Raw genomic sequence first — 23,392 nt, 5'->3', positions numbered from 1 at the left:
CGATCGATCACCGGCCTGATGCTTATACAGGGTTATGCCGGTATGTAGAAGGCCGCTGAGTATTTAGCGTGTTGAGGTGTTTGCGAATATCACCGCTAAGGCGAATTGAAAGGTTTGCTGGCACTCTAATCGATTAGCGCGCTTCTTTAACTTCCCAGCTTGTTTGTTTGGCATGGTTAGCTTGGTTAAACACGCGCCTTTGTAATTCGACGAGTCAGCAAAACCACCAACGCAGGCGCTATGGCGAAGCTTGCGAACAACCATGCAGAGGCCGATTGCGCGCCAGTTACACCACCGGGACTTAGCAGTCCCGCCGCATTCGCGATGAGTCCCGCGATGGCAGCGCCTGTCGCCATGCCATAGAGCTGCACCGTCGTGATCGCGGCTGATGCGCTCCCGCCCTCTCCCGGGGGTGCCAATGTCAACACGCGCGTCAGCAAATGTGGCCAGCAGATACCCACCCCTGCCCCGACACCGGCTAGCGCAAGGCCGCATAGCAACGTGCGCAGGCTCACCGGCAACCCGGCGCCAAGCGGCATCAATACAGACAAGACAAGCAGGCTTAGCGTGCACAGTGCTGGACCGGCGTGCAGCAGACGAGCTGCTCCACGGCCCTCATGACTTGAAGACAGCAGTGAACCAAGGCTCCATCCACCCGCCATCGCGGCTGCCAGATAACCCGCTGCAAGCGGCGTATGGCCGTGCAGCGTTTGCAGGAAGTAAGGCACGAAGATTTCGGTGGTCGTACCGACCAGCAACAACGCAACACTCGCATAGACGGCGCCCAGCGCCGTGTCGAGAGCCGTTGCGCCCTTGGGCAATAACCTCACTGTCGTTCGCCGTTCCCACGCAATAGCCGCTGTTCCCAGCATCAATCCAGCCACGACACCCGCTGCTTGCCAGACCAGCGATGTCGATAAGCTGCCTGCCGCGACCGCCATGACCGAGCTAGCCAGCAACGCGATCTGTGGGCCCGGAACGCGAGCCGCCCTGTCTGCTGGCTGTGCTTTCGCGTGAGGTTTCAACCGCGTGGCTACCAGCAGCGCTTGCAGAACGCAGAGCGGCAACAGCGTCCAGAAGGCCCACCGCCAATGTCCCGCTTCGGCGAACAAGCCCCCTAACGCCGGTCCGCAAAGCGTCGCCACGCCCCACATTCCCGATACCAGCGCCACGGCACGCGGCCAGAGCGGGGGCGCGAACACGACCCGGATCAACGCGTAGCTCAAGGCGCCTAACGTACCGCCGCCCAGACCTTGCACGCTGCGCCCGGCCAGCATCCAGGGCATGGCGGGAGCCGCGGCGCAAACCACCGAACCGAGCGCGAATATGGCTAGCGCCGCGAGATACGCGCCGCGCGGCCCCAACGCTGCCAGCACCCGCACAGACAACGCAGCACCGACGATAGAGGCCACCTCGAACAAGGTTGTGTTCCAGGCATAAAAGTCGAGTCCGCCAATGTCCCGCACCACCGACGGCAACACGGTCGAGACAACATGCACATTGACCGCGTAAAGCGCCACGCCACCGGTCAGGGCCAACGCAAGGACGCCGGTCGTGCCTCGCAGCAAGTCGCTCCAGGCGGCGGTGCCCGGCTGGAGCGCGGCCGGTTGGTCGGTGGTGTGAGTGGTGGTGTGAATGGTATCGGCAGCAGGCATGGGCTTTCCTTGACCTCGACAGTAAGGCCGCTTAGGCCTATTATCAAAACATTCGCTTGGATAATAGGTTGGCGCAGTCATTTACACAAGGATTAACTTGGATAACTCAAGCGTACAGTCGACTGCGGATCGCATCCTGTTTTTCATCAAGACGAAGGGTCCGGCATCTACCGCGACCCTTGCGCACGCTTTCGACATGACCCCTGAGGCCGCCCGCCAGCAGGTGCAGAAGCTTGCAGCAGCGGCCTTGATAGAAGGCCAGCAGGAGGTCATAGCGGGCGTGGGTAGGCCGCGCCAGAACTGGGCGCTGACGGAAGCCGGCAACCGCCGGTTCCCGGACACGCATGCGCAACTGACCGTGCAGTTGATCGGGTCGATCCGGCAGATATTTGGTGAGGACGGCATGGACCGCCTGATCGCGCAGCGCGAGGTGGACTCGCGGGCGCTCTATGCTGCTGCACGCGCCGGCAGAACGTTGCCGGAACGGCTGAAACGGCTCGCGGCGCTACGCACCGACGAAGGTTACATGGCGCGGGTCGAACGCGACGGGCACGACTGGTTGCTGATTGAAGACCACTGTCCGATCTGCGCCGCCGCGCGCACTTGCCAGGGCTTTTGCCGCTCTGAATTGAGCTTGTTTCAGGAGGTAGCAGGAGACGATGCCACCGCCACGCGCGAGCAACATCTTCTCGCCGGGGCACATCGATGCGTTTATCGTATCGTTCCGAATCGATATGCTAAGGATCACTGATTGACCCCGTTTCACCTATTTGTAAAGCACCTGTCGCTTCAGGTCTTTGGAAATTGCGCTCGCAATGCCGGCCCATTCCGCTAGCTTGGCGCCGCTGCATATGTTGCTTGTCAGTCTGCGTTCGAGCACCCGATCAATCTCCACCGTGTTGTCGTGCTGCTGGTAGCTCGAGTGGTACGAAATCTCGCCGCTATCCATGGATATACCCGATGGAATCGCCAGTATTTTCGCGTTGCCGGGAATCTCAACGACGTAATGCTCTCTCAGCTCCGTCCCGCTGCAAGCGGCGTCCAGCGGACTATTCATCTGCCGAAGCACAGTCTCGGCAAAGCCCTGGATGGAGTCGAAGCCCGGCATTCTCGGTATCGCGAATGCTGCCGGCCCGGGCATGATCGCAAGCTGGTCAAGCTTGCCGCTCAGGGACCACGTGAATGGCGCCTCAAGCTCGCCCGGATCAGTCGACGTCACATGTAACGCTCCCGTCAATCCACTGCGCCTCAGCATCTCGTATTCGATCCGGGTCCGCGGCAGTTGCGAAATAGTGCGGCGCGGGCCAATGCTCACCTGTCCGCTTAGTTCAGCGTGGGCCGTGACGTAGGCATCGCCATCATGGTCGATATTCAACGCGTAGTCGAGCGACGAACGGCTATTCGCCGCCTTCTGCGGCGGCGTGTGCAAGATGGCGCCTGTAGCGGTATCGAGTGCAGGCTTGTCGCTCGTGTCGAACGTCAGCGTTCCGAACGGCGCGAAGCCTGCGGTCGTATCGGCGAACAGCTTGAACTCGGGGAGCCACGTAATAGTGTGACTGAACAAGTAAAAATCGGGCGCATTCGGCAAGCGATACCCATTGCCAGAATTGACAAGCACGCTGTGGCTTTCAATGTCCTTCGCCTTGAGCAGCGCGGCGAACAACGTGACGTGGTCCTTGCAGTCGCCATAGCGCCCGCTCAGGACGACGTCGGCGCTGCGCGGCACAACCGGGCCGGCGCCAATGTATACGCCGACATAACGAACGTTGCGGCTCACCCAGTCATACAGGCGCGTTGCTTGTTCCCGCCGGTCAGTCACACCTTCGGTGAGGCTGTCGGCAAGTTCCTGAACCGCTGCCGACGGCACGTCTTGCTCGCCTGAACGCGCGTGATACGCCTGCCCTATCTCGGCATAGTCGCGGAAGTTCGTAGCGACGAAATACGGGCCAACGTCGGTCCAGGCCAGCGCGTTGGCTTGCGGCGCGACAGGACCGCTGCTCGCCGTGTGATAGTGGTATACACGCACATGTCGGCCGCCTTGCAACGTGTCTTGCTGCGCCTGCATGCCCGGTGCATCGATATTGACGGTCATGTCGGCGGGCGTGTCGAGCGTGACACTGGCATCGCGAAAATCACTGGTCGGCGGATACGCCTCGAGGTCCGTGAATTTTCCGGGGAACAGCGTGTCGAGGTCAGTTACCGTATAGGACAGCAATACCGTGTCGCCCTTGGTGACCGCGGGAAAAGCGACAATGCGCAGATGCATCGCGCTGAATTGAGGTGCAGTGACGGTGACCGGCGCCGCCCGGTCGAACACCGCGCTTTGCAAGTTCGCGAATACGTGCGCTCCGTCCGCATGGATCGTCTCGGCTGCGTCGACCGACACCGTCTGAAGCTCTGCGTTGTAGTCAATCGGATATTGCGAGAAGCTCTGTAGAGCGGCCTCGGTTGACAGGTTGATCTTCAGTGTCATGTGCGTGGTCGTGCGACCCGATTCGTCGACCGTCACCACCCGTTGCGCCTGAGTGATTTCAACGTCGGCTGCGTGACATGGCATGAACCACGGGGAAAGCAGAGTCAGCACAAACAATGGTGCTATCCATTTCGATTGCAATGCAGCGCTGCGGCAATGTTTTATTGTCATGGGATCGATGTTTTTTAGCGAGTGCTATTCGTCGCCGTGATGGGATGCACTATAAGACCAGGGCAATGCGGGGCCTGCTCGTGAACGTGGACGAAACGTCGCGAGTAATGCCGCCGCCCGGCCCGTGGCCCGGCTGCCACTGCGCAACAAGATGGTCGACCACGGCTTCCACCAGCGTCCAATCCATACAGAAGGCTTCGATCTCTCGTTATTTTCAGGCCATGCTGCTCAAGCGAGGCTCGGCTCTTACGAACATCTGTTACAGCGACGGATTTCCCGATCCTTTGCGTTTAATGCGATGCTCTTGCCAAGACATTCTGAAAAACGGGCAAGCGGATTGAAGCGCGACTCCCTTTCAACGCTTTCGACTGCATGCGTCATTGCTCATTCTAATATCTGCATGCAGCAGATCTAGTATGCATCGGCTCAATGCATGTTGTGCATGCTTTGTTTGACTCTCAGGGAACTGCATGAGACTGATGCTCTTATTTACCTTGCTGTGCGGCGCCGTATTCGGCCTGACGATCCCCCACAACGTCAGTGCTCAAGCCATAAACACGCCCGCGAAAATCTCCACGTTTGTCCCTGACTTGCGAAGCCCAGCCGTACGCCCCGGATCAATAATCCAGGCTGGTTACGATCCAGACCACAAGACTGGTCCGGACAAACCGGTCCGGGCTACGCCGGACCAGCAGTTCGAGGTTGAAACGGCATCCGGCAACGGCACCCTTCCCGTGTATTCAACCATTGCGCTGAATGCCAATGCCGCGGGTATCGAGCGAGTTGTCATCGTCGTGCATGGGGAAAGCCGCAACGCGAAATCAAACTGGTCCTCAACCGTTGAGGCGGCGAGGATGGCGGCGGTGACTGGAACAACCCTGATCGTTGGCCCTCAGTTCCTGGTCCCGCAGGACATCGCCGCCCAAGGGCTGCCTGCCACCGTATTGCGCTGGAAGATGCATGACTGGTCGCGTGGCTGGCCGGCGTTATCGCCGGTCCCTGTCAGCGGATTCGACGTACTTGATCGTCTACTCGACCACTTCGCGGACCGTACGCGATATCCGGACTTACGCACCGTTGTACTCGTTGGCCACTCGGCGGGCGCGCAACTCGTGCAACGATACGCAGCCGTTGGACATGGCGAGCAAGCGTTGACCGCACTCGGAATACACACCCGTTATGTGGTGGTGGAACCCAGTAGTTTTCTCTATTTCGACAACCTCCGGCCATCCGCTGCAGGCGGCTTCAAAGCGGTCGACCAGGCTACTTGCCCTGGCGCCACGCAGTGGCGTTATGGCCTGGAGAACGCTCCGCCCTATGTCAGCGGTCAATCCGCGCAAGCCATTGAGGCAGCGTACGCAGCGCGCGATGTTGTCTACCTTGCGGGGACCGCGGACAACGACCCGGACCACAGCGAACTGGACCGGTCTTGCGGGGGCGAACTGCAAGGGTCCGACCGCCTTAGCCGCAGCGTTTCCTATATGAACTACATGCGCATGCGGCACGCAACGAACCTGCATCAGAGCCTTGTGCTGGTGCCGGGCGCGGATCACGATTCGAAACACGTTCTGGCGAATAGCTGCAGCTTGCCGGTGCTCTTTTCCGACAGCCACGAATTCCCGTGTGCATCCAATCCCTGACCGGAATCGCTAGCTGTATAAAGATTTAGCGTTGACGCGCCCGCGCGCTGCAGGACTCGGCACCGCTCGAACGCGGGTTACGCCGCGTTGACGCGCTGTCAGAAGACCTTATGCTAGCGTCAGCGGCTCGGCCCCAGGGAGACCACCATGAAGAAAGCCCTTGAATCTGCAGGTGTCAGCAATATTCGCCAGCACCAATCGACCCTGATCGCGGAAATCGCAATCGCGTTCCCCGTCACCATTGCTTTGTGGCTTGGCATTTACTACTTCATGCCGCCACCTGACGGCATGGAGGAGCCGCTCGCCCGACTCGTGTTCGCGCTCAAATGCTGCTGCTTCGCGATCCTTTTCTGCTTCCTCACGGGAATTGAAGCGGTTGCGCATGAACGCTTGCGCTCGCCGGCAATCGATCCGTTGTCGGGTTATGAAACGCGCCGCTTGACGATCAACCTGCGCTATCTACAACACACCCTCGAGCAACTGGTCCTGTTTGTCCCCGGACTCTTCGCGCTGGCGTTCTACTGTGACAACGGACACTCAATGCGCGCCGTTCTCGCAACCACCGTGGTCTGGATCGCGACACGTTTCGCCTTCTGGATCGGATACCACTATGGGTCACAACATCGCGCAATAGGCGCTCCCGGCATGATGCAAAGCATGCTGGTCCTCCTTTACGTTTGCGCGAGGATTGGCTATGAGATTGCCGGACCTGCCGGCGCTATCGCTCCATTGATCGCTTTTGGCTGCGTGGAAGCTGTTCTTGTGCGGGCAACAAGACCGGTTAGCGCTTGAACAAGCGCGGCGGCGACCAGGCAATGCCACTTTCGATGAGCTCGTGCTACGGCTTGCCATTGGACAGCGCCAGCGAGATCATGATCGCTCATTCGCTTGTCACCCACCGTTAGAAGGAACGGCCAGATGTTTTCACACGTCCATGTAGGCATCACCGACTTTGCTCGTGCCTTCCGTTTCTACTCGCCGATCATGGAAGCGCTAGAGCTGCCATTAAAATTCCGCGACGATGACAAACCCTGGGCCGGCTGGGTCGCGACCGACGCACCGCGCCCATTGTTCCTGATCGGAACGCCATTCGATGGAAATACTGCCAGCCCCGGCAACGGACAGATGACTGCCTTTCTTGCACACGACCGCGACACCGTCGATCGCTGTCACGCTATCGCACTGGCGAACGGGGGTATGTGCGATGGGCCGCCGGGCTTGCGGCCGCACTATCACCCGCATTACTACGGTGCGTACTTCCGTGACCCGGACGGAAACAAGATCTGCGTGTGCTGCCACAATCCTGCGTGAGCGTCAGATAGACCCAGGCCACCGGTAACCCAGTACCGACGCTAACGGATAATCAAGCTCGCGTACTTCTCCAAGCTGATTACCGCCGAAGAGATAAATGCTTTCGGCGTCGTGGCGAAGGTAAAAGCCGACGTGCCCCTTCCAGCCGGAGGGATCATCACGGGACAAGACAACAACGCAACCATAAGCGGGGCCGTCCAGGACCTGGCCCCACTCAAGCCAGGAACGCGCAAGCGCGGACCCCGTGCCACGCTGGCCGGTATTCGCAAGACACCAGTTCAGGAACGACGAGCACCACGAGATTTTATCGTCGTAGCCCACGAGATTGGTGTGCGCGTTGTATTCCACAATACGCGGATTACTCTCTCCCTGCCCGAAGCGCCGGACCCCACGCTCAGCGAATGCGAGGGACAACCATGCGGGCTCGTCTATTTCATTAGTCATACCTACGATAATTCTCCGCTGTACGCCAACCGCAGGGGGCTACTGCAATGCGTTCTTCCTCAACCGGCCCATTCGCGCTCTAACCACCCCTCTGCGACACATTCTGCCGCATCGATCCACCGCCTACGCTCTGACCGGCGTCGCGAGCGACCTTGAAGTAGCCCCATACGGAGAGCAGCGTCAGCAACCCGGCGAACAGGAACGCCAGCCGGAAATCGTCGAGCGTGAAATGCATGCCGTTCACACTAGCCGTCTCACCGTTGAGCAGCGCGGCGGCCCGTAACGCTACGGCGCCATAGGCAATGCCTAGTCCTATGGTCATCTGTGCAGCCGCACTCCATAGCGTGCTCGCGGCGCTCATTTGTGGAGCGCCCACGTCGGCATAAGCAAGGGTTGCGAGCAACGAAAACTGCATGGACCGCGCCACGCCATAAACAAATACCACGATCAAGACCCACGCCAGCGGCGACAAAGGCGTAAGGAGGCCGCATATGATCGTGAATATGCCCGCTGTCGCCACGGCGACAATCGAGACATACCTGAAGCCGAACCGCCGCAAAATTCGTGTGGTCAGCGCTTTCATTCCGAGGTTGCCAAGCGCACTGGCAAGCAGCAACAGACCCGACTTGAAAGCAGAAAGACCAAAGCCGATCTGAAACAGCAACGGCATTAGATACGGCACCGCGCCAATACCGATACGCGTTAGCGAACCGGTCAGGACGGTTACCGAATAAGTCGGAATCTTCAGCGTCGAAAAATCGATCAGCGGATGCGGATGACCCGCCGCGTAGCGAACCGCGGCAAAGCCAATCACGAGGCCGGCCAGGACTACACCCCCTGCAATCCATGGATTGCTGTCAGGCTGGCTGGCGAGTTCGGCGCCGTAAAGAATGGCGGTCAGGGCTGCGCCGCTAAGCACAAGGCCCACTATGTCCAGAGGCTTGCGCTCGGCGCCCCGCAGGTTCGGGACAAGCATGGCGACGGCCACCAGTGCACAGATTCCAAAAGGCACGTTCAGCAGGAAAATCCAGCGCCATGACGCGTAGGTGGTGATGAAACCGCCAACGGGCGGCCCGACCACCGGCGCGGCAATAGCCGGCCACGTGATGGTGGAGATAGCCTGCATAAGGCGGCTCTTCTCCGTGCTGCGGACCACGATCAGCCGTCCTACGGGCACCATCATCGCGCCGCCTGCGCCCTGCAGCAAACGCGCCGCGGTGAACTCCGTGACCGAGTTCGATAGGCCGCATAACACTGAAGCAATCACGAACACGACGATCGCGCTAAAGAACACCGTACGTGAACCTACTCGGTCAGCTACCCAACCGCTTACCGGAATAAAGATCGCCAGTGCGAGCATGTAGGCAGTCATCCCGACGCTTAGCGCGTTCGGGCCAACACCAAATGAATGGGCCATCTGCGGCAACGCTGTCGCGATGACCGTGGTATCCAGATACTCCATGAAGAACGTTCCCGCAACTATGTACGGCAGCCAGCGAGCGGCGGCGGATGTTGGCAACGAACTGTTGCTCATCGAGAATCCCAGGTTGAGCGGCGACGTCGCTTTGAGCGACTCGCGATAGTTGAGATTGACGCTATGGCAGCGTCGATAGATCCAGCCATTACGTATATGGATGGCCTTGCGCAAGTGCCCGCCGCATTTGCTTCACATCAGGTACGCGGTCGGATGCGTGTTAACCCTCCCGGCATTATCGCGTAACACTTGGCTCCATGCCATCGGTCCATGCACCGTCATCGACTAGCCGGCATAAGGTAGAAGCAATTCTTTCATTTTCGAAAGTTTCGCGAACAAGGGCCTTGGCAGACTCGCCTTGGCAAACTTATTTCCCCCAACGAAACAATGACGCATCCGCGTCGCTTCGCTGGGGTTTGTCACGCAATCACCGAAAGAGTCCGGGTACGCTCAAACTTCGTTTTCTTTTCCGCCTGCCGTGATAGGGGCTTGCTCCCCGCGGGCACGGTATTATCCGGTCGAATCTCTCCCCAAACCGACACGCCATGATTACCTGCTACCTTCGCTATATTATCGACCCTTCGAAACTCAAAGAATTTGAGGCCTACGGAAAGATGTGGATTCCATTGGTCGAGAAATTTGGTGGCCAGCATCATGGTTATTTCATGCCGTCGGAGGGTGCGAACAATGTCGCGCTGGCGCTGTTCTCGTTTCCAAGCCTGTCAGCCTACGAAGGCTACCGTCAACAATCGCACCTTGATGCGCAATGCCAGGCAGCGTTCAAATATGCGGAAGAAACGCGGTGCATTGTCAGTTACGAGCGCAGCTTCTTTCGTCCCGTCTTCAGCTGACCTTCCGTTGGTTGAGCACGGACTGAAAATGGAAATAGCCGGGAGGACTTCCCCGGCTTATCACTGCTACCGTCCAAGCGCGCCGCGCTATGTCGCGGCCTTCCGGCTCAGCATGCCAAAGGCCGAATCCATTCGCTTGGAAGTTCCCTTAGAAGCGGGTACGCAAACCAATGGTGGCAGCAACCTGGCTATTGGTAGATGAAGCGGTCAATCCGTTGATGTCGGCGGTCAGGCCCGAATCACCTGTACCGTTCACATGTTGATACACGCCTTGCAGATAAACGTCGGTACGCTTGGACAGCGCGTACGCCGTCTGGAGGGTCACCTGATTGTATCTCGGGCTTACTCCATCCAGGCTTGCGTCAGTGAACGTGTAGGCACCCGACAGCGTCCATGCAGGCGTGAAGTTGTAGCGGCCGTTCACCTCATAGTTGGTGAAGCGCGCGCCGCCGCCTGCCAAGGCAATGCCATTTGTCGTACCCGAAGCCGACGCGCCAATACCCGTCAAGTTGCTCAACTGTGTCTGCGAGAACACGAAGCCTACGTTTGCTGCGCCGAATGCATAGTTGACGCCCCCGCCATAGGTGCGTTGACGGCCCGCTGCGAACGTAGCGTCGGCGGTTACCGCGCCGGACGAGTTCAAAGTGGAGCCCGCGCTCTTGAGCTGCATGTAGCTGGCCGCGGCGGTCAAAGGACCATAGTTATACGACGCGCCAAGGCTGTATGCACGGTTGTCCGAGAACCCGCCCGCATCGTTCGAGAAGCCATACAGGCCGCCGAACTTGAAACCGCCGTAGTTGACGCTCTGGTACTTGACCGAGTTGTTGACGCGGAACGAGTTGTCGAGGTTGTCATTGTCGAACGGGTGAGCGGCCTGCGTGCCGCCGAACTGCGTGCCGGTCAGCGCGAGCGGGCCGACGTAGTCAACCATTGAGTCGTACTGGCGGCCGAGGGTGATGGCGCCTGCCTGGTCACTCGACAAACCGACGAACGCCTGACGGCCAAACTCCAGGCCGTTCTGGCCTAACTTGCCGCTGTCGATATTAAAACCATTTTCCAACGTGAAGATGGCCTTGAGACCACCGCCCAGGTCTTCGGAGCCACGCAGGCCCCAACGGCTGCCGTTGACCTGGCCGCTGGTTGCCTGGACGTTCTTGCTGCCGTCCTGGTTGTTTGTGTAGGTGATGCCCGCATCGATCAGGCCATAGAGGGTCACGCTGTTCTGAGCGTGTGCCGCTCCGGCGAAGGTGCCGAACACACCGAGAGCAAGAAGGGATTTCTTCATTTCAAATTCTCCGAAAATACGATTGAGCAACGCGGTCCGCTTGGCCCATTGCCAAGGGCTGCAAGCACCGCGATCTCGTCAGATAAACGTGCATCGCTGCGCGTACTGATCGACGTCGCCGTGCGTCGATCAGACGGGCACCATTAAACAGCAGCGTCTTGCGAGGGCTGTTGGAAGCGGACAACAAGCATCGTTACCAAGCGTTGCACCCGGCCGAAACAGTAACGCAATGGTTTGCGTCCAACAGGGCAGCTGAGTGACTGCCGTAGGTCGGCAAAGCGTTCTCTGTAAAGGCGTGCGGGAATGCTCCCGTAGAGCTGCCGACAAGACGCGGGCCGCGATCAATAGCCCGACGCGTACCCTGCCGTCATGAAGGGGAACATTCTGGAACATTTGGGTGATGCATAAAACGCGGCTAAGCAGCGCTCCATGCAAGAAGAGAAACCGTCATCGCTGCGCATACGTGTGTTGATGTGCGCTGACGTTCATAGTGTGCAACAGCATGATCGACCTATAGTTAAACCAAGATGAAACGTAAGCATGGGAGCGCCGAAGACGTTGGCCCCATCGCTTGCGCTAGTTAAGCAGGTTGCGCCAATTCCTCACCAAGCATTTCACCGTGTCTCCAAGCACGAACGCTGTGTGCGTCATGAGTCTCGCCTTGAGCTTCTTTCTCTTGTGAGAAAGAGTGGTTGGAGCATGCGGCAAATCTGATAGAAGGCTTTAGCCACAAGCCTGAACGACCAGCCCACGTATCGCACCCTTCCACGCCGCGCCGCCAACCACTCGATGCTCCCCCTATTTCCAGTGAGAAATGCGGTAATGAAGCCGTAACGCACCGCGTCATATAGCGAGCTACTTTAGTGACTCGTCTAGCGACTTGCACGCGAGGGCAGCAACCATGATGAAACACATTCTTTCCGCACAAGTTCTTGCAGCGGTTCTGCGAGCCAGTTCAACGCCGTTGTTTTCGGAAATGCTCGTAGCCATGTCAGCCGACCGGGAACGCGCTGCTTTCTTCCGTGATAGCACCACCAATGCCGCCTCCTTGCGGCGAAGCAGCGCGCGCTAACGCCGGGGCATCTCCAACGTTCGCTTGAGGATAAGACACAGAGTTCCCCGCTCGTTTTCTAATCCACCAGTAAACGAACCGCAAGGCAGCTAGCCTGTCACAGGGTCGTTGCCTGTTCCTTCAATACCTTACACAATAGATAAGGATTACATAATATGCCATTAGTGAAAGAAAAGATCGATCCCCAGCGCAGCCCGGTCCGGGCAGAAGGGATCGAAAGAAATGACCTGCCCGAGTCCGTGCGGGTTGCTTCCATTGAGCGTATCGAGCTGGAACCCGACGGCCAACATATGGTGGTGCATAGCGACCGCTCGACCCTGACGTTCCATTATTCGGTATTTCGCGAACTACTCGCCGTACTTCCCGCCGCGATCATGCAGTCAGAGCGAATGCTGCAGCGAACGCCGCACATCAACTTTGCGATGGGATGCGAAGGATGGGAACTCGGCGCGATCGATAACGGCAATAGCCTGGTCCTGACGTTCCGGCTGCAAGGCGGCGCCGACATATCCTTTTGTCTTCCCCGGGAGCAGATCCCTCCCATGGTCGACGCGCTGATATCAGCAGCACGACTGGTCCAGATTCCAGCGCACGCGAGCGGCCCCTTGCAATAACCGGCTAGTGCAACGCAATTCCTGAGCGGCCAGACGACGCAAGTCCCGGCCGGGCACGGCACCGATCACGTCCGATACGACGCGCAAAAGCAAAGCAACACATTCGGGCCGATATGCTCGTCAAGTACATCAAATGAAATTCAATTTCCGAACTTTCCGACCTTTCCGAACCTTCCGCACCGCTCACTCAGCCGTTGCCATCGCATTGAACTTGCTCCTCGCACCGAGCGTCTATGCGGCGACCAGCAGTTTTGTCATCAAGGACATACAGATAGAGGGACTGCAACGCATCGAGCCCAGTTCGGTCTTCGCCTACGTCCCGCTCAAACGAGGAGATGTTTTCACGGACGACAAAGCGTCGGAAACCATCCGCGCCCTCTATGCAACCGGCTTCTTCGACAACGTCCAGGTCGAGACGCAAGGGAATGTGGTCATTGTAAAAGTACAGGAGCGTGCCGCGGTGTCGGCAATCGACTTTGCCGGTATCCACGAGTTCGACAAGGACAATCTCACCAAGGCGTTGCATTCAGTCGGCCTTTCGCAGGGCAGCACATACGACAAGGCACTTGTCAGCAAAGCCGAACAGGAACTGAAACGCCAATACCTGACTCGCGGTTATTACGCTGCCGAGGTGACCACCACGGTCACGCCGATCGACCGTAACCGGGTATCCATCCTGTTCTCGGTAGCGGAAGGTCCCAGCGCGAAAATCCGCCAGATCAACTTCCTGGGCAATCACATTGCAAGCTCGTCGACACTACTCGACGAAATGCAGTTATCGACCCCTAACTGGTTCTCCTGGTACACGAAGAACGACCTCTACGCGAAGGACAAGCTCACAGGGGATCTGGAAAAAGTGCGCTCGTATTACTTGAACCGTGGTTATCTTGAGTTCAATATTGACTCCACGCAAGTGTCGATCTCTCCCGACAAGAAGGACATGTACCTGACGATCACCATTCACGAGGGTGAGCCGTACACCATTTCGAGCATACGGCTTGGCGGCAATCTGCTCGATCGCAACGCTGAGTTGCAAAAGCTCGTGTCAATCCAAGCGGGCGAGCGTTTCTCGGCAGAAAAATTGCAAGCCACGACCCAGGGCTTGGTCGACAAACTGGGGGAGTATGGCTACGCGTTCGCGCAGGTCAATGCCCAGCCGGAGATCGACCAAATTCATCATACGGTCGCGTTGACGTTGCAGGTCGAGCCGGGAAAGCGCGTGTATGTGCGCCGCGTGAACATTGAAGGCAACACCCGCACACGCGACGAGGTGATACGCCGTGAAATGCGGCAGATGGAAAGCTCGTGGTTCGACAGCAGCCGCGTGAAGCTCTCGAAGGAGCGGATCGATCGTCTCGGATATTTTACGAACACGGATATAACCACTGTCCCTGTTCCCGGCACCACCGACGAGGTCGACATAAACGTAAAGGTGGAAGAGAAACCAACGGGTGCGATCACGTTGGGCGCCGGCTATGATTCGAGCGACAAGGTCGTGCTGTCAGCCGGGGTATCGCAGGACAACGTGTTCGGCTCTGGAACAACGCTCGCGCTGAACGTGAATACCGCTACGACGTACCGGACTTTGTCGGTGACGCAAACCGATCCCTATTTTACGATCGACGGTATCAAGCGCATCACTGACATGTATTACAGGACCACGTATCCGCTTTACAACTTCAGCGACTCGAGTTTTAGAATTACATCGATAGGCGCGGATATGAAGTTCGGCATACCCTTCTCCGAAACGGACATGGTCTATTTTGGTATTGGTTTCGAACAGGACCGCTTTAACACGGACTCGTCGACGCCACAAAGCTACCTGGATTATGTGGCTGAGTTCGGACGCGTGGTAAATAACGTTCCGCTGACTGTCGGCTGGTCCCACGACGCACGCGACAGCGCTTTGATACCGAGCAAGGGCTATTTTCTCCAGGCCAACGGTGAGCTGGGAACGCCAGCAGGAAATACCCAGTACTACAAATCAGATGTCCAGGCTCAGTACTATTACACACCCGCCAGAGGGTTTATTCTCGGCCTGAATTTCCAGGCGGGCTATGGTCACGGCATACACGGAGACGCCTATCCGATCTTCAAGAACTACTACGGAGGCGGTATTGGCTCTGTGCTGGGCTACGAGTCCGGTTCGCTCGGACCGCGCGACGTCACCACCAACGACCCGATCGGCGGGTCAAAGATGATCGTCGGGAACATAGAAATGACCGTCCCCCTGCCGGGTACGGGATACGACCGGACCCTGCGCGTGTTTACCTTTGTGGACGGCGGCAACGTCTGGGGCGACGAGGGCAGCAGCGTGGGCGCCAACGGCCTGCGCTACAGCTATGGTGCGGGACTTGAGTGGATATCCCCGATCGGGCCACTCAAGCTGGACCTCGGTTTCCCGATCGTGAGGCACGCAGGAGACCAATACCAAAAGTTCCAGTTCCAGATCGGCACGTCGTTCTAACCCGTGCCGTCCGCAGATACGCCCATTGGATTCACGCCGTGCATGCGTCAGATCGCCGTCGCAGCGGCGATCGTCATGTTCCTCACACCTTCGCCCGCACGCGCGCAATTGAGCGGCGCGGCGGCTCAGGCGGAATCGATCGATCCGCCCTGGGGTCTTCGACTCGCACCTGAAATGACCGAGCATCCGTTGCCGGCAAATACATCTCCGGCCGTATTCGGCATTGGCGATGCGGCAGACGGCGACGAAGACCGCGACATGTCGCTCAAGGGCCATGGAGAGCTTCGGCGCGACACTACGATTGTCAAAGGCGACGCCGTTCACTACGACATGGACCGTAATGTGGTCGATGCTTACGGCCATGTGCACGTGGTCGACAAATACGACGTCTTTGTCGGCCCCGAGGCGCATATGCATGTCGAGGCCAACGAGGGCACCATGACCACGCCGACCTATCACTTCAATCTGACGGGTGGCTCGGGTAGCGCAGACAGCATCGACCTGATCGACAACGAACGTTCAGTCATACATCACGGCACGTACACCGCGTGCCAGTGCGAAACCGATCCGGCCTGGTACCTCAAGGCGGCAAGTTTTGACATGGACCAAGGGTCGAACGAAGGCGTTGCTCACAATGGCGTGCTGTTCTTCCAGGGCGTGCCCATCTTCGCGAGTCCGTGGTTGTCGTTTCCGTTGTCCAACGCTCGCCAGAGCGGCTTTCTACCGCCAACTTTCTCGCTGAGTTCGACGAATGGATTCGACCTCACCGTCCCGTATTATTTCAATATTGCGCCGAACTACGACCTGACGGTGACACCGCGCTACATGTCCAAACGCGGCGCCATGCTGACAACGAATTACCGCTATTTGTCGCCTACCTATTCGGGTTCGGTGACCATTGCCTATCTGCCCGACGACGCCCTGACCAAGACCAACCGTTATTCGATCAACATCGTGCACAACCAGAACTTCGGCGGCGGGTTGGCTGCCTATGTTAACTATTCACAGGTGTCGGACGTCAACGTCACAACGGACCTGGCTTCGAATACCGCGTCGCTGGTCAATGGGCAGGACATCTTCCAGCAGGAGGCCGGGGTAACGTACAACAACGGTCCATGGTCGGTGGTGGCGCGGGTGCAGCGCTGGCAATCGTTCAGTACGGCGCCGCCCTACAATCGTGCGCCCGAAGTGGACGTTAAATACAATCAGTACAACGCAGGGGGATTTGATTTCGGCGCCGAGGCTGACGCCACGCGCTTCACCATTTCCACGGCGGACTCCACGGAAGGCAGCCGTTTCACGTTCAATCCCTACGTCAGCTATCCGTTGTCCGGACCCGGATGGTTCATCACGCCAAAGGTTCAGTGGCATTACGTGGCCTATGACCTGTCCTCGATCGGAAGCACGGCGCCAACGGGACAGCCGAAGAGCTTTTCGTTCAATGTGCCCACACTCAGCGTGGACTCGGGGCTCATATTCGAACGCAGCATTCGCCTGTTCGGAACCGACTATATCCAGACGCTGGAACCGCGGCTGTACTACGTCTATACACCCTACCGGAACCAGACGTTCGCACCAGTCTTCGACACAGGCGAGGAGGACTTTGGACTGGCCCAGATTTTCACCGACAACACCTTCGTTGGCGGCGACCGTGTTGCGGACCTGAACCGTGTCACGGCTGCCATTACGACCCGCTTCATCAACCAGGCGACCGGTGATGAACGAGCCCGCTTCGTTGTGGCGCAACAATACTATTTCACCAATCCGCAAGTGACGCTGGATCCGGGTGCGGCCGTGACCGACATTCGCGGCAGCGACGTCATTGTCGGGGCATCGCTCAAGATAGGCCCGGGCTTTACGACCGAGCAAGCGGTCCAGTATGACGAGCAACGCAACCAGCTTGACCAGGGTACCTCCGGCTTCACCTGGAAACCAGGAGATAGGGAAGTAGTCAGTCTTGCTTACCGATATACCCGTGCCGATGAGGACCTGGACAACGAGGCAGAAAACCAGATCGTGGCCTCCGGTCAATGGCCGCTCAGCCGCAAGCTTTACGCGGTCGGCCAGGCCAACTACGACATGGTCGCTCATCGTCTGGTGGCGGGATTGCTCGGCATTCAGTACGACGCTGATTGCTGGGCGCTCAGCTTTGCAGTGCAAAAATATACGAATATTTCCACGTCGACGACTGCCTCCAGCAGCGCTACTCGCGTCCTGTTGCAGCTTCAGCTAAAGGGACTGACGAAGATCGACAACGGATTGGCCGAGCAATTCCGGGCAAGCATTCCAGGCTATACGCCATTGCCTGCGCCGCCTGAGCCCGAGTCGCGGTTCTCGAACTACGAATAACAATGGACCATGGCCATGCTGAAATGATGTTGGCACGCATGGCAATTCACGCCGCGATTGCTTATCCTGTCTCCAGTTTCCGGACGGCGCTGCACGGGGATCGATCAGACGTGACGTCGTACGGGGTTATCGAACGAGATAAATCCAGCAAGCAGGAGTGCATGATGAACAAGGCAATACAGGGCGTGCATCACGCCGCGGCAGACGGATACGCGACAACAGAAACGGCGGACACTTATGTGCGCGGCCGGCCGGACTATCCGCCGGAGATCGCGGACTGGTTACGTGATCAGCTCGGGCTTCGCGCCGGAACGACCGTTGTGGATCTCGGCGCGGGCACGGGAAAATTTACGCCGCGTTTGATCGGCACGGGCGCCAAGGTGATCGCGGTCGAGCCCGTGGCCGCGATGCTCGGCAAGTTGTCCGCAGCGCTCCCGCAAGTGGAGACATACGCCGGCACGGCCGATTCGATCCCGCTTCCTGATGCATCGGTTGATGCAGTGGTCTGCGCGCAATCATTCCATTGGTTCTCGACCCACGCCGCGCTTACGGAAATTCTTCGGGTCTTGAAACCGGGTGGCAAGCTCGGCCTGATCTGGAATTTGCGCGATGCCAATGTTCCGTGGGTCGCCCGGCTCGACGCGATCGTGAATCGGGTCGAAGGCGATACGCCGCGTTATTACACGGGTGCGTGGCGAGCCGCGTTTCCCTTCGACGGTTTTGGCCCGCTCAATGAACACCATTTCAGCGTCGGTCATACCGGCTCACCCGATGACGTGATCCTGAACAGAGTGCGCTCCACAAGCTTTGTTGCCGCGCTGGGCGCCGACGAGCGCGAGAAGATCGATAACGAGGTCAAGGCGTTGATCGCGGGTGAACCGCTGCTCGCGGGTAAGGACGTGGTCACGGTTCCTTACGAGACGGCGGCGTTTCATGTCGAGAAGCTCGCACGCTAAAGGGAGGTCAGGGTTGGCGGAATTGAACGCTTGAGGAGTGGTCTGCCTTGGGCGTACCTTGCACGCGTGCAGCACTTCTCTGTCACAGTGGAGGACCTCAAGCCAGTTCAACTCACTGACAACCCGATCCTCATGACTTTTAGCAATAACGGTGTTCCCCCCGCGCTTGAATGTCGCGGCTTGAGTAAGGCATACGGCGCTGGCCGCGTGCTGCTGGCAAGCCTCGACTTCACGCTCGATCCCGGGGAATTCGTCGCGATCATGGGTGATTCGGGCGTCGGCAAGTCGACGCTTTTGAACCTGATCGCGGGCCTCGATCAAGCCGACAGCGGCGAAGTGCTGATCGACGGCACGGCAATTTCCAGTCTCGACGATAACGCAGCCACTCGCCTTCGGCGCCAAAAGCTCGGCTTTGTCTTCCAGGCATTTCACGTCCTGCCCCATCTCACGCTGGTTCAAAATGTCGCGCTGCCGCTATTGCTCAACGACACGCCACCGGCCCGCGCGCTCGACTTGCTGGAAGCCGTTGGCTTGGGTGGCCGTGGTGACGACTTCCCACGGCAGCTATCGGGTGGGGAGCTGCAGCGTGTAGCAATCGCTCGCGCGCTTGTGCATCGGCCCACGCTGATCCTGGCTGACGAACCAACCGGCAACCTGGACCCTGAGACCGCGCACGAAGTGCTCTTGTTATTCCGCGCGGAGATCAAGGCGAACGGCGCTGCTGCCATCATGGTCACGCACTCCATGGCGGCAGCAGCAAGCGCGGACCGGATACTCGTTCTGAGCGAGCACGGCCTGCATGCGACGCAACCCGCGCAGTCCGCTGGTGAACGTCAGTGAGCGGACCCGCGACAGAACCCTCGCAGCGCATTGCAGGCGGCCGGCTACTCGCACGCTGGCTGCTCGGCGCGGAGTGGCGAAGTCATCCGGCCAGAGCGATTGTGGCTATAGCAACTATCGCGCTGGGCGTGGCGCTCGGATACGCCGTGCAACTCATCAACAGTGCTGCATTCAACGAGTTTTCCGCAGCAGCCAAGAGTCTTTCCGGCGAGGCCGACTTGCAGGTCCGCGGCGCACAGCCTACCTTCGATGAAAACTGGTACCCGCGGCTCGCAACAACGCGAGGCGTAGCTATGGCCAGCCCCGTTCTGGATCTGGACGTGACCGTGCCGGGCCAGACGGCTGCGTTGAAAGTGCTTGGCATCGACGTTTTCAGGGCGAGCCGCATCACACCGGAACTGGTCGGCGTGCCGTCCGCACAGCGTCCGCTCGATACCCTTTCCGACGACGCCATCTTCCTCTCACCCGCTGCGCAACAGTGGCTTCACGCGGCGCCCGGTGACCACGTCGCGCTGCTTAGCGGTACATCGATTATTCGTTTTCGGGTGGCCGGTGGTTTGGTCAGGACGCGGCCGGGACAACGCATTGCGGTAATGGATATCGCCGCCGCCCAGTGGCGTTTCAGACTTGAAGGAAAACTCTCGCGCATCGACTTGCAACTGCAACGCGGCGTCGATCGGGAACGCTTCAAACGCGAGTTGCAAGAGCGGCTTGGTAATCAACTGGTTGTAGCCGAAACACGCGACGATGAAAACCGCACCGACCGCCTCTCGCGCGCTTATCGCATCAACATGAACGTGCTCGCGCTGGTGGCGCTTTTCACCGGCGCGTTCCTGGTGTTTTCAACGCAAGCGCTGGCGGTTGTGCGACGCCGCGCGCAGTTCGCGATGCTTCGCGTATTGGGCTATACGCGTGGCCAGCTTCTACGCCAGATCCTGAGGGAAGGCGCGTTGCTTGGCGTGCTCGGCTCCATGCTCGGCCTCGCACTGGGCTATGCGCTGTCAAGCATGGCACTGCGTTTCTTCGGCAGCGATCTGGGCGGCGGCTACTTTCCGGGCGTGCAGCCTCACGTCAGTTTCGAGCCCATTGCGAGCGCCATATTTCTTGCGTTGGGTATCGGCGTGTCCGTGCTCGGCAGTCTCGCCCCGGCGCTGGAGGCGGCCCGCGCACGGCCGGCGGCTGCGCTCAAAGCCGGCAGCGAAGAAGGCTCGCTGGCGCGGCTGGCGACGCCCTGGCCCGCTGTGCTTTGCCTCGCGGTCGCGGGAATACTGGCGCTCCTGCCGCCGTTATTCGATATCCCCGTTCTCGGTTATCTCGCCGTCGCGTTGCTGCTGGTGGGTGGTATCGCGTTGATGCCGCGTTGCACGGCGATTGTGTTCACCGGGCTGAGCCGATGGCGCGCGCAACGCCGTACGCGCGCCGTCACGACGCTGGCGCTTGCCCGGCTTGCCAATGCACCCGGCCAGGCATCGATCGCCATGGGCGGGGTTCTGTCCAGCTTTGCGCTGATTGTCGCAATGGCGATCATGGTCGCGAGTTTCCGTGTATCGGTCGATGAATGGCTGACCCATCTCCTTTCGGCGGATCTGTATGTTCGAGTCGCGGCCAATGGCGACACCGCGAGCCTGAGCCCCGGTGAACAAACGGCAATCGCCGCGACGCCCGGCATCAGGCATGCCGCGTTCACCCGCACGTCGCATCTCACGCTCGACCCTGCACGTCCCGCCGTGGCGCTGCTCGCGCGTGACATCGATGCAGCCGACCCGGGCGGCGTCATGCAGATGACTGGCCCGGTGCTTCCACCATCCACCCTGCAGAATGGCGAGACGCCCATATGGGTCTCGGAAGCGATGGTCGACTTGTATCGATACAGACTGGGGCAACGGCTCAAGTTGTCTATCGGTACACAAGGCGGGACGTTCGTCGTAGCCGGCGTGTGGCGCGATTACGCGCGGCAAACGGGCGCGATCCAGTTGCGGCTGGCAGACTATCGGCGCCTCACGGGAGACACGGGCGCCACCGACGCCGCCATCACCGTAGACCGTGGCGCAAGTGTGGAAGGTGTCATCGCGAACCTGCGCAAACTGCCCTTCGGCGCCGCGATGGAGTTCGCCGAACCGGGCGATATCCGCGCGCGGACCCTGACCATTTTCGACCGGAGCTTCGCGGTGACCTACCTGCTGGAAGCGGTGGCCATTGTGATCGGGCTGTTCGGCGTGGCGGCCACGTTCTCCGCGCAAACACTCGCTCGTGCGCGCGAGTTCGGCATGTTGCGGCACGTCGGCGTGACGCGTCGTCAAGTGCTCGCAATCCTCGCGGCGGAAGCCGGCATGCTGACCGCGCTCGGCATTGCGGTCGGCTTCATACTTGGCTGGGCGATCAGCCTCATCCTGGTGTTTGTCGTTAATCCGCAGTCGTTCCACTGGAGCATGTCGATGCATATCCCATGGCATGTGGTGAGCACGGTGGCCTTTGTCATGCTGATCTCGTCGTGTGCAACAGCGGTGATTGCGGGACGCAAGGCGGTGTCGCTCGATGCCGTGCGCGCGGTCAAGGAGGACTGGTGATGCGTGGTCTTCCAGGCTCCCTGAATCAAGCTTGGCGATGGGCCATGATGGCGTGTGCTTGCTGTCTGATCAGCCTGACTTCCGTGGCCGCCGAGTTCGCCCCTGTCACGCCGGATCATCCGCTTGTTTTCCCGCAAGACACAGGTGCGCATCCGGCCTTTCGCACGGAGTGGTGGTATGCCACGGGTTGGCTCAATCAACCGGATGGCAAGCCGCTCGGTTTCCAGATCACGTTCTTTCGCTCGGCGACCGGACACGATCCCGCGGACCCGGGCGCGTTCGCGCCGTCGCAATTGATCATCGCTCATGCGGCACTTAGCGATCCTTCACTGGGACGACTCGCGCACGATCAGAAGATTGCGCGTCAGGGTTTTGGTCTTGCTTATGCGAAGACCGATAACACCGACGTCAAGCTCGACGCCTGGCACCTCGCGCGTGCCGCCGATGGTCACTACACCGTCACAGTGAATGCCGCCGATTTCACGCTGAACCTGTCGCTCACACCGACTCAGGAACCACTGCTTCAGGGCGACAACGGTTACTCGCGCAAAGGTCCGCTAGCCGCACAAGCGAGCTACTACTACAGCGAACCGCAACTGCGCGTGAGCGGCAAGGTTACGCGCGTTGCCAACGTGAACGGCAAGGCCGGCCTGAGCGCGGCTGTTACCGGTTCGGCGTGGCTGGATCACGAATGGTCGAGCACCGTGCTTAGCAGCGATGCCACGGGATGGGACTGGCTAGGCGCCAATTTATCGGACGGATCGGCGCTGATGGCATTCAAGGTGCGCGGCCAAAATGGCGGGAGCGTGTGGTCACACGCAGCGCTTCGCGATGCAAGCGGACATACGACTGCCTTCGATGGAAATCAAGTCGACTTCGCGCCGCGCAGGACATGGCGTTCACCGCGCACCGGCACGTCTTATCCGGTATCGGAGACGGTCAGGACCGGCGCGCTTACGTGGCAGCTCGATCCATTGATGGACGATCAGGAACTCGACTCCAGCCAGTCGACTGGCGCGGTGTATTGGGAGGGAGCAGTATGGGTGAGTCGTGACGGTAAAACGCTAGGTCACGGTTATCTGGAACTGACGGGATATGGGAAGGCGCTGAAGCTGGAGAGGTAATCAAACCATGGCAAACCACGTGACAGCAGCATGACGCCGGATCATGCTGGCACACCTAACCGCCTTGCGATACAACCACTAACTGCGTAGGCGTGCCAG

19 protein-coding genes are annotated in these 23,392 nt (G+C 59.3%); 13 read left to right on the top strand and 6 right to left on the bottom strand.

All coding sequences use genetic code 11. The features are described from left to right. Positions 1–185: 185 nt before the first annotated feature. Entirely contained in the window at positions 186–1,655 is a 1,470-nt protein-coding gene (locus SBC1_RS24390; RefSeq protein WP_165094545.1) for an MFS transporter, read from the bottom strand. Between the two features lie 97 nt (positions 1,656–1,752). Between SBC1_RS24390 and SBC1_RS24385 the strand changes: the two genes are divergently transcribed. Next, positions 1,753–2,406: a metalloregulator ArsR/SmtB family transcription factor gene (locus SBC1_RS24385; protein WP_206366096.1), complete on the top strand. Its 654-nt coding sequence runs from the start codon at positions 1,753–1,755 to the stop codon at positions 2,404–2,406. Positions 2,407–2,421: 15 nt separating this feature from the next. Here SBC1_RS24385 and SBC1_RS24380 read toward each other — a convergent pair whose 3' ends face one another. Continuing rightward, a complete protein-coding gene (locus SBC1_RS24380) occupies positions 2,422–4,239 on the bottom strand; it encodes a DUF3857 domain-containing transglutaminase family protein (RefSeq protein WP_241202289.1) in 1,818 nt (605 codons plus the stop codon). Positions 4,240–4,348: 109 nt separating this feature from the next. After that, positions 4,349–4,486: a hypothetical protein gene (locus SBC1_RS24375; RefSeq protein ID WP_165094555.1), complete on the bottom strand. Its 138-nt coding sequence runs from the start codon at positions 4,484–4,486 to the stop codon at positions 4,349–4,351. Positions 4,487–4,769: 283 nt separating this feature from the next. Between SBC1_RS24375 and SBC1_RS24370 the strand changes: the two genes are divergently transcribed. The 3 genes from SBC1_RS24370 (at position 4,770) to SBC1_RS24360 (ending at position 7,250) form a co-directional block, all read left to right on the top strand. After that, the gene (locus tag SBC1_RS24370; protein WP_165989035.1) at positions 4,770–5,939 is read left to right on the top strand and encodes an alpha/beta fold hydrolase; all 1,170 of its coding nucleotides are present in this window, start codon (positions 4,770–4,772) and stop codon (positions 5,937–5,939) included. A gap of 147 nt (positions 5,940–6,086) precedes the next feature. Continuing rightward, a complete protein-coding gene (locus tag SBC1_RS24365; protein WP_165094565.1) occupies positions 6,087–6,731 on the top strand; it encodes an MAPEG family protein in 645 nt (214 codons plus the stop codon). A gap of 126 nt (positions 6,732–6,857) precedes the next feature. Continuing rightward, positions 6,858–7,250: a VOC family protein gene (locus SBC1_RS24360; RefSeq protein WP_165094568.1), complete on the top strand. Its 393-nt coding sequence runs from the start codon at positions 6,858–6,860 to the stop codon at positions 7,248–7,250. Between the two features lie 3 nt (positions 7,251–7,253). On the opposite strand, the gene SBC1_RS24355 is transcribed toward SBC1_RS24360, so the two are convergent. Then, the gene (locus SBC1_RS24355) at positions 7,254–7,694 is read right to left on the bottom strand and encodes a TIGR02594 family protein (RefSeq protein WP_165094571.1); all 441 of its coding nucleotides are present in this window, start codon (positions 7,692–7,694) and stop codon (positions 7,254–7,256) included. A gap of 79 nt (positions 7,695–7,773) precedes the next feature. Further along, positions 7,774–9,228: an MFS transporter gene (locus SBC1_RS24350; RefSeq protein WP_165101229.1), complete on the bottom strand. Its 1,455-nt coding sequence runs from the start codon at positions 9,226–9,228 to the stop codon at positions 7,774–7,776. Between the two features lie 485 nt (positions 9,229–9,713). On the opposite strand from SBC1_RS24350, the gene SBC1_RS24345 reads away from it, so the two are divergent. Beyond that, positions 9,714–10,019 carry an NIPSNAP family protein gene (locus SBC1_RS24345; protein ID WP_165094574.1) on the top strand — a complete coding sequence of 102 codons (306 nt, stop codon included), beginning with the start codon at positions 9,714–9,716 and terminating at the stop codon, positions 10,017–10,019. Between the two features lie 148 nt (positions 10,020–10,167). Here the strand turns inward: SBC1_RS24345 and SBC1_RS24340 are convergent, their stop codons facing one another. Then, positions 10,168–11,304 carry a porin gene (locus SBC1_RS24340; RefSeq protein WP_165094579.1) on the bottom strand — a complete coding sequence of 379 codons (1,137 nt, stop codon included), beginning with the start codon at positions 11,302–11,304 and terminating at the stop codon, positions 10,168–10,170. A gap of 901 nt (positions 11,305–12,205) precedes the next feature. Between SBC1_RS24340 and SBC1_RS24335 the strand changes: the two genes are divergently transcribed. The 8 genes from SBC1_RS24335 (at position 12,206) to SBC1_RS24300 (ending at position 23,293) form a co-directional block, all read left to right on the top strand. Further along, a complete protein-coding gene (locus SBC1_RS24335) occupies positions 12,206–12,376 on the top strand; it encodes a hypothetical protein (protein WP_165094594.1) in 171 nt (56 codons plus the stop codon). 155 nt (positions 12,377–12,531) lie between these two features. Further along, the gene (locus SBC1_RS24330; protein WP_165094600.1) at positions 12,532–12,990 is read left to right on the top strand and encodes a hypothetical protein; all 459 of its coding nucleotides are present in this window, start codon (positions 12,532–12,534) and stop codon (positions 12,988–12,990) included. Between the two features lie 133 nt (positions 12,991–13,123). Beyond that, the gene (gene bamA / locus SBC1_RS24325; protein WP_165094615.1) at positions 13,124–15,457 is read left to right on the top strand and encodes an outer membrane protein assembly factor BamA; all 2,334 of its coding nucleotides are present in this window, start codon (positions 13,124–13,126) and stop codon (positions 15,455–15,457) included. 42 nt (positions 15,458–15,499) lie between these two features. After that, a complete protein-coding gene (locus SBC1_RS24320) occupies positions 15,500–17,806 on the top strand; it encodes an LPS-assembly protein LptD (RefSeq protein ID WP_165094618.1) in 2,307 nt (768 codons plus the stop codon). A gap of 164 nt (positions 17,807–17,970) precedes the next feature. After that, positions 17,971–18,762 carry a class I SAM-dependent methyltransferase gene (locus SBC1_RS24315; protein ID WP_165101232.1) on the top strand — a complete coding sequence of 264 codons (792 nt, stop codon included), beginning with the start codon at positions 17,971–17,973 and terminating at the stop codon, positions 18,760–18,762. Between the two features lie 132 nt (positions 18,763–18,894). Beyond that, the gene (locus SBC1_RS24310) at positions 18,895–19,602 is read left to right on the top strand and encodes an ABC transporter ATP-binding protein (protein WP_165094622.1); all 708 of its coding nucleotides are present in this window, start codon (positions 18,895–18,897) and stop codon (positions 19,600–19,602) included. Then, positions 19,599–22,169 (top strand): FtsX-like permease family protein, encoded by a 2,571-nt coding sequence (locus SBC1_RS24305; protein ID WP_241202207.1) that lies wholly within the window; start codon positions 19,599–19,601, stop codon positions 22,167–22,169. Before SBC1_RS24310 ends, SBC1_RS24305 begins: the two co-directional genes overlap by 4 nt. Before the next feature lie 44 nt (positions 22,170–22,213). Further along, the gene (locus SBC1_RS24300; RefSeq protein ID WP_241202290.1) at positions 22,214–23,293 is read left to right on the top strand and encodes a carotenoid 1,2-hydratase; all 1,080 of its coding nucleotides are present in this window, start codon (positions 22,214–22,216) and stop codon (positions 23,291–23,293) included. Positions 23,294–23,392 lie beyond the last annotated feature (99 nt).

This window comes from Caballeronia sp. SBC1 (genome assembly GCF_011493005.1).
Lineage (GTDB): Bacteria > Pseudomonadota > Gammaproteobacteria > Burkholderiales > Burkholderiaceae > Caballeronia.
The sequence above is the reverse complement of the archived record's forward strand: the minus strand, read 5'-3'. Positions and strand labels throughout refer to the sequence as shown.